This window comes from Paenibacillus sp. JJ-223, from assembly GCF_927798175.1.
GTDB classification, from domain to species: domain Bacteria; phylum Bacillota; class Bacilli; order Paenibacillales; family Paenibacillaceae; genus Paenibacillus; species Paenibacillus hubeiensis.
In genome coordinates this window covers 127,564-139,609 of the sequence record NZ_CAKMMP010000016.1, presented here as the reverse complement: position 1 = coordinate 139,609, position 12,046 = coordinate 127,564, and the positions used below count along the sequence as shown (strand labels likewise).

General features: G+C 49.1%; 9 protein-coding genes and 1 other RNA gene. All 10 read left to right on the top strand.

All coding sequences use genetic code 11. The features are described 5' to 3' along the window. The 10 genes from gpmI (at nucleotide 1) to L6H98_RS24800 (ending at nucleotide 11,897) form a co-directional block, all read left to right on the top strand. Entirely contained in the window at nucleotides 1-1,545 is a 1,545-nt protein-coding gene (gene gpmI, locus L6H98_RS24845) for a 2,3-bisphosphoglycerate-independent phosphoglycerate mutase (protein WP_236420374.1), read from the top strand. Between the two features lie 225 nt (nucleotides 1,546-1,770). Further along, nucleotides 1,771-3,057: a phosphopyruvate hydratase gene (gene eno / locus L6H98_RS24840; protein ID WP_236420373.1), complete on the top strand. Its 1,287-nt coding sequence runs from the start codon at nucleotides 1,771-1,773 to the stop codon at nucleotides 3,055-3,057. A gap of 184 nt (nucleotides 3,058-3,241) precedes the next feature. Beyond that, entirely contained in the window at nucleotides 3,242-3,475 is a 234-nt protein-coding gene (gene secG, locus L6H98_RS24835) for a preprotein translocase subunit SecG (protein ID WP_236420372.1), read from the top strand. A gap of 534 nt (nucleotides 3,476-4,009) precedes the next feature. Then, nucleotides 4,010-6,736: a ribonuclease R gene (gene rnr, locus L6H98_RS24830; protein ID WP_236420371.1), complete on the top strand. Its 2,727-nt coding sequence runs from the start codon at nucleotides 4,010-4,012 to the stop codon at nucleotides 6,734-6,736. A 279-nt stretch (nucleotides 6,737-7,015) separates the two neighbouring features. Then, the gene (gene smpB / locus L6H98_RS24825) at nucleotides 7,016-7,498 is read left to right on the top strand and encodes an SsrA-binding protein SmpB (RefSeq protein ID WP_236420370.1); all 483 of its coding nucleotides are present in this window, start codon (nucleotides 7,016-7,018) and stop codon (nucleotides 7,496-7,498) included. A gap of 293 nt (nucleotides 7,499-7,791) precedes the next feature. Then, nucleotides 7,792-8,156: a transfer-messenger RNA gene (ssrA, locus tag L6H98_RS24820) on the top strand. A gap of 287 nt (nucleotides 8,157-8,443) precedes the next feature. Continuing rightward, nucleotides 8,444-9,349: an ABC transporter ATP-binding protein gene (locus tag L6H98_RS24815; RefSeq protein WP_236420369.1), complete on the top strand. Its 906-nt coding sequence runs from the start codon at nucleotides 8,444-8,446 to the stop codon at nucleotides 9,347-9,349. Nucleotides 9,350-9,374: 25 nt separating this feature from the next. Beyond that, nucleotides 9,375-10,118: an ABC transporter permease gene (locus L6H98_RS24810; protein ID WP_236420368.1), complete on the top strand. Its 744-nt coding sequence runs from the start codon at nucleotides 9,375-9,377 to the stop codon at nucleotides 10,116-10,118. After that, the gene (locus tag L6H98_RS24805) at nucleotides 10,119-11,291 is read left to right on the top strand and encodes a sensor histidine kinase (RefSeq protein ID WP_236420367.1); all 1,173 of its coding nucleotides are present in this window, start codon (nucleotides 10,119-10,121) and stop codon (nucleotides 11,289-11,291) included. Then, nucleotides 11,292-11,897, top strand: a complete 606-nt coding sequence (locus L6H98_RS24800; RefSeq protein ID WP_236420366.1) for a response regulator transcription factor — start codon at nucleotides 11,292-11,294, stop codon at nucleotides 11,895-11,897. Nucleotides 11,898-12,046: the final 149 nt, after the last annotated feature.

The window sequence follows — 12,046 nt, the reverse complement described above, 5'->3', positions numbered from 1 at the left end:
ATGACAGCACCAAAACCGGTAGCATTGATCATCATGGACGGTTTCGGACTCCGTAACACGGTGGAAGGTAATGCCGTGGCACAAGCCAACAAACCGAACTACGACAAATACATGAGCAAATACCCTCACACCACGCTTACCGCTTGCGGCGAAGCTGTTGGTTTGCCTGAAGGGCAAATGGGTAACTCCGAGGTAGGCCATTTGAATATCGGTGCAGGCCGCATCGTATATCAAGACTTGACCCGGATCTCGAAGTCCATTCGCGAAGGTGAGTTTTTCGAAAACGAAACGCTCGTCAAAGCGGTGCGCGAAGCAAAGCAAAACGGCAAAAAACTGCACCTGTATGGCCTGTTGTCCGATGGCGGCGTACATAGCCACATCGATCACCTGTTTGCCATGCTGGACCTGGCCAAAAAAGAAGGAATGAATGACGTGTACATTCATGCTTTCATGGATGGTCGCGACGTTATGCCGGATAGCGGTAAAGACTTCATGAAAAAACTGATCGCCAAAATCGAAGAGGTTGGTATCGGACAGATCGCAACGGTCCAAGGCCGTTATTATGCGATGGACCGCGACAAACGTTGGGAGCGCGTGGAGAAATCCTATCGTGCCATCGTTTATGGCGAAGGTCCGCAGTATACTGACCCGCTCAAAGCGGTCGAAGAATCGTACGAAAAATCCGTGTTCGACGAATTCGTTGAACCAACGGTCATCGTCAAAGCGGACGGTCAACCGGTAGGTCTCGTGGAAAGCGGCGACTCCGTCGTATTCCTCAACTTCCGTCCTGACCGCGCGATCCAGTTGTCGCAGGTATTCACCAACAAGGATTTCCGCGGTTTCGATCGTGGACCGAAATTCCCTGAAGGCCTGCACTTTGTGTGCTTGACATTGTTCAGCGAGACAGTGGATGGTTTTGTGGCTTACGAGCCGAAAAACTTGGACAACACGCTGGGCGAAGTTCTCGTACAGCAAGGCAAAAAACAGCTGCGCATTGCAGAAACCGAAAAATATCCTCACGTAACGTTCTTCTTCAGCGGCGGCCGCGATGTGGAGCTTCCAGGCGAAACTCGCGTGCTGATCAACTCGCCGAAGGTCGCAACATACGACCTGAAGCCGGAGATGAGCGCTTATGAAGTGGCTGACGCAGCGGTGCGTGAGATTGAATCGGATAAACACGATGCGATCATCCTGAACTTTGCCAACCCTGACATGGTCGGACACTCCGGTTTGCTGGAGCCTACCATCAAGGCGGTTGAAGCGACAGATGAATGCATGGGCCGCGTCGTTGAAGCTGTTCTTGCCAAAGGCGGCGTTGTGCTGATCACGGCTGACCATGGTAACGCGGATATGGTATTTGACGAGCAGGGACGTCCGTTCACTGCACATACAACCAATCCGGTTCCGTTCATCGTAACGGACGAAAACGTAACGCTGCGCGAAGGCGGAATTTTGGCGGATATCGCGCCAACGATTCTCGACCTGATGCAGCTGCCAAAACCGGAAGAAATGACGGGAACATCCGTCATCGCTGCCCGCAAATAATTTTTCTATGAGACGTGTGAAGTTTGCACAATGAACGGAGGAAACAGAAATAGCCTGGAGCAGCGAAGCGGTCGCCTTTATCACATGATTTCAACTTATGAAAATAAGTTCAAAGAAATCAGGGGATAATTAGCGATCGGAAGGCGATTCTGCGGACGTAGTGAATCAGTGCAAACGTAAGTGGGTCCCAAATAAAAATTCCAACTACAAAGGAGATTATCACTCATGACTATCATTTCTGACGTGTACGCTCGCGAGGTCCTCGATTCCCGCGGTAACCCTACTGTTGAGGTTGAAGTATATCTGGAGTCCGGCGCAATCGGACGCGCAATCGTTCCATCCGGTGCTTCCACTGGTGCCCACGAAGCTGTTGAGCTTCGCGATGGCGACAAATCCCGTTACATGGGTAAAGGCGTTCTGCAAGCTGTTAAGAACGTAAACGAAATCATTGCTCCAGAAGTAATCGGCATGGACGCTCTGGATCAACTGGGTATCGACAAATTGATGATCACTTTGGATGGTACGCCAAACAAAGGAAAATTGGGTGCTAATGCAATCCTGGCTGTATCCATGGCTGTAGCTCGCGCGGCTGCCGACGCTCTGGACCTGCCATTGTACGTATACCTGGGCGGATTCAACGCTAAAGCACTTCCAGTACCAATGATGAACATCATCAACGGTGGTGAGCATGCTGACAACAACATCGACGTTCAAGAGTTCATGGTTCTTCCTGTTGGAGCACCAAGCTTCAAAGAAGCTCTTCGCGTAGGCGCAGAAATCTTCCACAACCTGAAATCCGTTCTGAGCTCCAAAGGCCTGAACACAGCTGTAGGTGACGAAGGCGGCTTCGCACCGAACCTGAAGTCCAACGAAGAAGCAATCACTACAATCATCGAAGCTATTGAAAAAGCAGGTTACAAACCAGGCGTTGACGTATTCCTGGGTATGGACGTAGCTTCCACTGAGTTCTACAAAGATGGTAAATACACATTGGCTGGCGAAGGCAAATCCTACACTTCCGCTGAGTATGTTGACCTTCTGGCTTCTTGGGTTGATAAATACCCAATCATCACGATCGAAGACGGTATGTCCGAAGACGACTGGGAAGGTTGGAAATTGCTCACTGAGAAATTGGGTGACAAGGTACAACTCGTTGGTGACGACTTGTTCGTAACGAACACTGAGCGTCTGGCTCAAGGTATCGAAAAAGGAATCGGTAACTCCATCCTGATCAAAGTGAACCAAATCGGTACATTGACTGAAACGTTCGATGCGATCGAAATGGCTAAACGTGCAGGATACACAGCGGTTATCTCCCACCGTTCCGGTGAGTCCGAAGATAGCACAATCGCTGACATCGCGGTTGCTACTAACGCTGGACAAATCAAAACAGGTGCACCTTCCCGTACAGACCGTATCGCGAAGTACAACCAATTGCTCCGCATCGAAGACCAACTGGGCGAATTGGCTCAATACAATGGTCTCAAAGGTTTCTACAACCTCAAAAAATAAGTTGTCTTGCGACAACTCCAGGGCAAGCCGGGTCACCGGCTTGCCTGTTTTTGTTCACCGAACAGCGCTCAGCAGCAGGATCGCTTGGGCTTATCCACTTGTGTCGCGCGATTAGCTATGCTACAATTAAACTAACTGTTTTTATGTTGAGATGTTATGCCCACAGGAGTAGGAGGTGGAAAGAATGGATATAGCTTTGAAATTGCTGCTCGTTGTGTTTTCGATCGGTCTGATCACTGTTGTATTGCTGCAGCACGGGAAAAGCGCAGGTCTGGCGGGTGCCATCTCCGGTGGTGCGGAACATCTTTTCGGTAAAACGAAAGCGCGCGGACTCGATCTTTTCTTGCAACGTGCAACGATTGTATTTGGTGCAGGATTCATGATTCTTGCTGTTGCGGTAACGTTTATTTTGAAATAAGAAGTAGACTTGCTGTAAGTTAGGCAATGAACGATTGAATGACAAAACCTTCGTTTCGACAGGAACGGAGGTTTTTTTGTAACCATCGTTAGTGGAATTTTTTTCTTGAACCTGCGTCTATACAGTGGTTTAGTGTTATTAATGCTGAACTTTTCAAAAGATCCGATCCCCTGTGTTGGGTGAGCGCTCCTTTTAATTCCCTCCGCACGCTCTTATCGTATTCCCCGCTTAACATGTATCGACCGAATTTATGTTGATCATGGTTTTTCGTTGATGTACCATCGTTTATGAATATTTTGGTGACCATGATACGGAACGTTTGCAGTCATCTATGCAGGATGTAACCGCTTTGAATGCACAACGGCAGTACGGGGTTAATTTTGCGGAGCACGGATGGGCCGGATTAAATTCGTGTATACTAGGGTATGTGATAAGTGAGGACAACTGCTCGAATTGCATAAAATCCGCGAGGATTCCGATACATACAATAAAGCAAAACAGATTACACTCTTATGTTTCCCGAGGTGAAAATTAATGATTACTGAACAACAACTGCTCGACTTCATGCGGGAAACCGCTTATAAACCGATGACTTATCAGGAGCTGGAACAGCACTTTCAGATCGAGGACGCGGCTGATTTCAAGGATTTTCTGGTTATGCTGAACAAGCTGGAGGATTCCGGGCAAATTTTGCTTACGCGCAGTAACCGATATGGCGTGCCGGAACGCATGAATTTGGTGCGGGGACGTCTGCAGGCCCATGCCAAAGGGTTTGCGTTCCTGATTCCGGAAGATAAGGATCACCCGGATGTATACATTCATGCCAACGATATGAAAAGTGCAATGAACGGAGATATCGTATTGGTAAAAGTAACGTCTCAGGGACCGGCTGGGGGACGTTTGGAGGGCGAGATTATCCGGATCGTGACACGTGCGATTACGCAGGTGGTTGGCGTGTTCCAAAGCCAAGAAGTATATGGATTTGTTATTCCGGATGATAAAAGAATCAATCGCGACATTTTCATTCCACGCACCAATTTCGGCGGAGCCGTTGATGGGCAGAAGGTTGTCGCGAAAATTGTAAGCTACCCGGAAGGCCGTGCTGCGGCAGAGGGCGAGATTATCGAAGTTCTTGGCCATAAAGACGATCCGGGCATCGACATTTTGTCGGTCATTCGCAAACATCAGCTGCCGGAGGCTTTTCCAGACGAAGTGATGGAGGAGGCGGAGAACGCGCCGGAAACCATTACGGACGAAGAGATTTTGCAGCAGGGACGCCGCGATTTGCGCGGTCTCAACATCGTGACGATCGACGGCGAGGATGCCAAAGACTTGGACGATGCGGTCAACGTGGAAAGACTGCCTAACGGCAATTACCGCTTAGGTGTTCATATCGCCGATGTCGGGTATTACGTGCGCGAAAATTCCAAGCTGGATCAGGAAGCCTACAACCGCGGATGCAGCGTGTATTTGGTGGACCGGGTCATTCCGATGCTGCCGCATCGCCTGTCCAACGGGATTTGCAGCTTGAACCCGCAGGTAGATCGCTTGACGCTTTCGTGCGAAATGGAATTCAACGACCAGATGAAGGTTGTGAAGCATGACATATTCACGAGCGTCATCAAGACGAAGGAACGCATGACATATAAGAATGTGCGCAAAATCCTTGAGGGGGAAGATCCAGAGCTGCTTGAACGCTACAAGGATTTGGTGGACGATTTCCATTTGATGAAGGAACTCGCACTGAAGCTGCGCGGAATGCGCATGAAACGCGGCGCGGTGGATTTCGACTTTGAGGAATCCAAAATCATCGTCAACGAAGAGGGCAAGCCGGTTGATATCGTGAAACGCGAACGCTCCATTGCCGAGCAAATCATCGAGGAATTCATGCTGGCTGCCAATGAAACGGTGGCAGAGCATTTCCACTGGCTGAAGGTACCGTTTATCTATCGCGTGCACGAAGATCCGGATCAGGAGAAGCTGCAGAACTTTCTGGCTTTTGCGGCCAATTTCGGACATCATGTCAAAGGCCGCGGCAATTCGATTCATCCTCGCGCGCTCCAGTCGCTGCTCGAGGACATCCAGGGCACGAAGGAGCAAACGGTCATCAGCACGATGATGCTTCGTTCGATGAAACAGGCGAAGTACGATGCGGAAATGTCGGGGCACTTTGGTCTCGCGGCCGAATACTACAGCCATTTCACGTCTCCGATTCGGCGTTATCCCGATCTGGTCATTCACCGGGTCATTCGCGAGGTCATCGAAAACGGGGGGATGCTGCCGGAAAACCGTCAAGAGCATCTGGCTGCACGCATGCCGGACATTGCCCAACAGTCATCCGAACGCGAACGCGTAGCGGTCGAGGCCGAGCGGGATACGGAGAAAATGAAGAAAGCCGAATACATGCTCGACAAAGTCGGCGAGGAATTCGACGGCATTATCAGCAGCGTAACCAGCTTTGGCATGTTCATTGAACTGGAAAACACAGTGGAAGGTCTCATTCGCCTCAGTGCCCTGACGGACGATTATTACCATTTTGACGACCAGCATATGGCCTTGATCGGAGAGCGCACTTCCAAGGTATTCCGCATCGGGGATGAAGCTAAAATCCGCGTTGCGCGCGTCAACATGGATGAGTATACGATCGACTTCGAGATGGTGGACATGAAACCACGGCGCGAACGTGACAGCTCCTTTGGCGGTCGTGGCGCTGGCGGCAAAGGCGGACGCGGCGGAGGCAAGGGAGGTTCCTTTGGATCCGGCGGAACGCGGGGAGGCAAAGGCGACTTCTCGGGTAAAAACGGCGGCAAGCGGCGTGGCGGTTCCAAATCGGCAGAGTCCGGCCGGAAGGGTGGCAGCGTAGAGGCTGGCGGTGTTTCCGGCAAAGGCGGCGGTAAGCCGAGAGGAGAGCGTCATTCTACAGCGGAAACGAACGGTGGAGCAGCCCGGAGCGCGAATGCCGGAGCGGTAAGTTTCAGTTTTGGTTCGGGTAAAGGCGGATACAGCTCACCTTCGCTGACGACGGAAGGTGGCAGCGGTTCAAGCGAACGCAGCTTCAAGAAATCCGGCAAAGCCGGCGGCAAGAACGGCAAAGCAAGCGGCGGCCGCAAGAAGAAAACGTCGCCGAGCGGCATCTTCATCGGTGAAGCGGCAACGCCGGGAAGCGTGCAGGAAGGTGACGCGCCGCGTCGCAAGCGCAAGAAAAACAAAGGTGCAGCGAACAACGGAACGGCCGCGTTTGTGCGCAAAAAGAAAAAGTAATCAGGTAGCCGGGTTAATTCCGCTTTAAGTGAGGTCGGCAGAGTACTTGGTGAGACTTAGAGATCTACGCGGTTGTTGACAGCTTGTTGTTGGATAGAGAGAAACGGCTGTCCAATCGTGAAGGATCAGGTTAAGGGGAGGCGATGAAAGCCTCCTCTTTCTTGATTTTAACCGTCATACTTGCTAAAATTAAGGTCTGACCCGTGATTTTCTAGGCGTAATTGGACGCATTGATCCTGGTTGGATACCGGGGTATTTTTACAAAGAAGGAGTGAGTACATGGGCAAGAATGACGGACAGAACAAAGTGCTTGCACAGAACAAAAAGGCTTCCCATGACTACTTCATTGAAGATACGTATGAAGCGGGCATGGTGCTCACCGGAACGGAGATCAAATCCATTCGCAACGGACGTTCCAACATTAGCGATGCATTTGCCACAATCCGTAATGGCGAGATCCACATTCATAACATGCACATCAGCCCGTTCGAACAAGGCAATCGGCATAACCCGTCCGATCCGACGCGCACGCGCAAGCTGCTGCTGCACAAATCGCAGATTCATAAGCTGCTCGGTTTGTCGAAACAGGAAGGATACAGCATCGTGCCTTTGAAGATTTACATCCGTAACGGCTATGCGAAGCTGCTGCTTGGATTGGGTAAAGGGAAGAAGCAATACGACAAACGCGAATCGGCTGCGAAACGGGATGCTCAACGCGATATTCAACGGGCATTGCGCGAGAAGCAGAAGGTGGCTCGTTAACAGGTTAAGCGTGCCGCGCCTCTGGTAAACTTTACTTCTTTTTTCGGAAGCGGTATAATGATGAAACGAGTTTCTTGCACTGGTGAGATTGGATAAGCCTGCACATGGTGCGGCCAAATGGATCGCTTTCCAGCAATCTGCACTAGAGCGGTGCTCACTGCTGTGGTAACATAATAAATGTAGCCAGCAGGAATGCCGAGATTCAAAGAGCATGCTTTTCACCTTGGAGGGAAAAGACATGCAGCACCTTTGCTCCGTATTCACGGATTAATCCAGGAGCCCTTCTTAATTGAGGGGGCGTTTATGGATTCGACGGGGATAGTTCGAGCATGGGTAGCGGGTAGTGGGGACGCGTCCGCTTCATCAACGCTAAAGCCAATTAACTGGCAAACAACAAAACAACTACGCTTTCGCAGCTTAATAACCTGTGAGCGTGCTCTCGCTCTGTATCGCCCATGTACCGGGATGAGGGCTCAACTTTAGTGGGATACGCTGTCACATCTCCGCCTGGGGTGTGCTGAAGAAGACAATCAGGCTGACCTTTGACGAAGCCGGTTACGGGGCGTCGGCTTAGGTGACATCAAAACTGTGACTACACCCGTAGAAGCTTATGTGGCGTTATCTTCGGACAGGGGTTCGACTCCCCTCGCCTCCATACAAAAAAACCACAATCGCATGCGATTGTGGTTTTTTGCTGTGTTCGATTAAAAGTATAAAATCCTTAGCTATAAGTTTGCAAAGCAAGACACCTCACTCAAAGAGTGTCAAATGCACGTTTTGCTGAAGAAGGACCTTTAGAGGTCCTTCTTTTTTGCTGTCGCTCTTTATTTTCTGACATTTGTCATAACCGGCTTGTGACAACCCACACTAATTGAATCTCGCGCTTTTTCAATATAATGAGGACATCAGGTAACGAAAGAAAAAATTAGCGGAGGTCAGGACAGAATGACAAAAGCCATTGAATGTATAAATCTAGTAAAGAAATTCGGCGATTACTGCGCTGTTGATCATATGAATCTGTCGTTTGAGAAAGGTCAAATAACAGCATTGCTCGGACCGAATGGGGCGGGTAAGACAACAACCATTTCCATGATCCTCGGAATGATCAAGCCAACATCAGGAGAAGTCAGGGTCTTGGGGGTTCCGTCTGGAACAAAGGAATTACGGCAGCGCGTCGGAGCGCTTATGCAGGATGTTAAAGCAGCAGATGGACTTACGGTGAAAGAAGTGCTTCAATTGTTCCGCAGTTATTATCGTAATCCGATGTCGCTCGAGCGATTGTTAGATATTTCGGGTCTCCACGCGGATCAGAAACGACGCGCATCCTCGCTGTCTGGAGGACAACGCCGTAGATTAGCTTTCGCCCAAAGCTTGGCGGGAAATCCAGAGCTTCTCCTGCTTGATGAACCAACCGTCGGAATGGATATCGAGGCTCGTGGCCGCTTTTGGGACACTATCCAAGCGCTGGCAAGTGACGGACGTACGGTGCTCTTAACTACACATCATTTAGATGAAGCGGATGCTGTCGCAGATCACATCGCAGTCATCGCCAGTGGACAGGTTGTTGCGGAAGGGACTCCAGCACGTTTAAAGGCTCAAACAGCACTTAGAACCGTTTCATTTCGAGCGGCGAACGCGCCAGCTGAGCAGGAATGGCTCACATTACCTGGTGTAGAAAAGGCAGAATGCAACGGCGAGCGAATTCGCCTATATGCTCAAGAGACCGATGTATTGTTACTTAAACTGATGCAGTCTGAATGGGGAATTTCCGATATTGATATACAATCTGCCAGCTTAGAAGATACATTCCGAAGTCTTACAGGCTCAAATAAACAAGCGATTATACGATAAAAAACATTTTTAGGAGGAGACAGCTATGTTACATATGTTTGTTGCCCAGACCAAAGCAGAAAGTTTGCGAATTATCCGCAGTCCATTTTTCTTACTTTTCTCCATTGCGATGCCGCTTGCTTTCTACTTTTTATTTGCGAGTATGAATGGGGTAGATAAATCGATTCAATCGACAACTTGGGGCGTCTTTTCATTAATGTCAATGACTGCATTCAGTTTGATTGGTACAGCCGTATCCCAATTCGGTATCCGTCTATCGTTCGAGCATCAAGACGGGTGGGTACGCCTGTTGAAGCTGACTCCACTATCTCCTGCAGTCTGGATTGGCAGCAAAATTGTATCGCAAATGGCAGTTCACTTGATCGTCATTGTGGTTATATTTTTATCTGCTGGCCTTGTTCATGATATACAATTGACAGCCGGGCAATGGATTTTATGCGGATTATGGTTATGGATTGGGAGCATATCTTTTCTGGCGCTTGGTGCCTTGTTAGGAACGCTTAAAAATGCGAATACCTCCGTTGCCATCGGAAATGTATTACAGATGGGACTTGCCATTGTGGGAGGGCTTTGGATGCCGCTTAGTACTTTGCCAAGTTGGATGGGCTCGGTCGGGGAATGGCTTCCATCTCACCGTTACGCCAATGGGGCATGGAATATGATCGCCGGGAAAAATCCAGCAAGTATTGATTTCATAATCTTGACAGGATGCGGTCTCTTCTTTATGCTACTATCAATCTATATATATAATCGACGGGATGCGGTCTAATTGAATAGAGAAAAGTGGCGTCTCTTTCCAAAATCGGAAGGGGTCGCTCCTTATATTTTGTTAACAAATTTAATGATACCCATGTACTTTTTACTTTATGAGCCATCAAGTATACAGTGGCTTGGCTTTGTTCTGTTAGGCATATTCGTTCTATCGTTTCGACAATCCTACTTTTATACAAAGTGGGCCACGCCAATATTGATCGTTCAGGTGGGAATACTTCTAATTTTAGCAGGTGTATTTCACCCTATGTATACGTTTATAGGTTTTATGATAGCTGCTCCGCTGAGCAAACAAAAGCTGCCGATATTACTCTCTATAACGATCATTTTCACTGTGGCTATGGGATTTATCGCTGTTCCTTACTTGGAACGGATGGGCAGCCTAGTATGGATAGGGCTGGTGCCTATGTTTGGCATCTGTATTCTGCCGTATATTATTCGAACTTCGACTCGCTTTCAACAGAAGTCTGCGCGGCTGCGGGCAGAAACGGCTGAACGAATGGCACAGCAGGAGGAGCGCCAGCGGATCGCGCGTGAATTACATGATACGTTGGGACATACGCTGTCATTAATTGCACTAAAAGGGGAGGTCGTTGAGAAATTGGTCAATCGTAACCCCGAGAGAGCGATCGAAGAGGCTCGTGAAATACGAGAAACGGCACGCGCAGCCTTGAAACAAATGCGTGAATTGGTTACGGAGATGAAAGTTACTTACTTCGCTGATGAATATAAGCATGCTGTATCGTTATGTTCAGCTGCAGGCATACCGCTTTTATTTCAATATCAATCGATTTCAGATCCCGGACCTTCTAATGTAGGGACGGAGGACGCTTTAGTAAACAGTCAGCTTCCTTTAACACCCTTGCAGGAGACGATTTTGGCGATGTGTTTTCGCGAGACGATTACAAATGTGGTTCGACATAGCCGAGCAACAAGTTGCAACGTTCTTCTCGACATTCAGGAAGGGGAGGTTCGTGTATCTGTACGTGATGACGGTATTGGGGCAGATACGGAACAATTCTATACTAGCAGTAATGGCCTCGCCGGATTACGGCAACGGTTGGTTATGATCGACGGACGTATGTCACTGTCTTCGTCCCCAGGCAAGGGGACGGAAGTCACCTTACATATACCTAGGGTAATACGAAATGAAAAGGTAGGTAGAGCTTAGATGATTCGTATTGTTTTGGCAGAAGATCAAAAGTTATTAAGGGGAGCGCTGGCAACGTTACTCTCGTTAGAAGATGATATTGAAGTAGTCGGTCAAGCTGAAAATGGGGAAGAAGTGATGTCCATGATCCAGCAATATGAACCAGATGTAGCTGTTCTGGATATTGAGATGCCACTGAAAACCGGGTTAGATATTGCGGAATTGATTCAAAAAAATAAGTCCGCTTGTCGTGTCATCATCTTGACGACATTCGCGCGTCCCGGATATTTCCAGCGGGCGATGCAGGCAGGAGTTTATGGATATCTACTTAAAGATACGGGCAGCGATGAACTGGCTGATGCGATTCGTCGGGTCTATGATGGGAAACGTGTCATCAATTCAGAATTATCCCTCGCGGTATGGGATGATCCATGTCCATTATCACCCAGGGAGCGTGAAGTCATGAAGTTGGCAGCCCAAGGCTTAGTTCTTCAAGATATTGGAGCACAGCTGTTTCTATCCTATGGAACGGTACGGAACTACATGTCCGACGCGATTGGGAAGCTCGGGGCAAATACACGGATCGAGGCAATAGATATCGCGCGCAGCAAGGGATGGCTGGATTGAGGAGAACTGCGAGGTATGGAGGTAAGCGGATCGCCCCACTCAAGGGATGATGTTGCCAGCCCGTAGAGAGCTTTAGAAGCTCTCCTTTTTTAGGACCGCAACTTAGCATACCGTAACCTAATCTATACACTCCGGCGAATTGTGGTTTT